Below are 403 nucleotides of genomic sequence, written 5' to 3' on the forward strand. Positions count from 1 at the left end.
CTCCAGGGTGCCATCGTTGCGAGGCTAAAGGCGCGAGCAGGTCTGGCGGCGAAGGTGGCGCAAAGAATTTATGATAGACCGCCGACCAACGCACCGTTCCCATACGTAGAATACGGCGAAAGCCAAGTCATCAGAGATGATGTCGACTGTCTGAAGTCGAACCTCATCTATGTGACGATTCACGTTTGGTCGCAATACTCCGGAGGCTTCAAGGAGCTGAAGGAAATCATTCACGAGGTCGTCGAGGCTCTGGATGAAGCGCCATTAGTGCTGCCCTCACACCGATTGATATCGATCACGCGGCAAGACACCCGTCATTTCAAAGACCCGGACGAAGTCACGACCCACGATGTCGTCGAGTTTGTCGCACGCGTCGAGACACCGGCCTGATTGGCCACCAACC

At 55.3% G+C, this 403-nt stretch carries 1 protein-coding gene; it reads left to right on the forward strand.

All coding sequences use genetic code 11. From position 1 onward, the window contains the following. A partial coding sequence (locus EN850_RS33895; RefSeq protein ID WP_136092958.1) for a DUF3168 domain-containing protein occupies window positions 1–390 on the forward strand: 390 nt, incomplete at its 5' end. Window positions 391–403 lie beyond the last annotated feature (13 nt).

Source organism: Mesorhizobium sp. M8A.F.Ca.ET.207.01.1.1, assembly GCF_004794715.1.
In the GTDB taxonomy this organism is placed as follows: Bacteria; Pseudomonadota; Alphaproteobacteria; order Rhizobiales; family Rhizobiaceae; genus Mesorhizobium.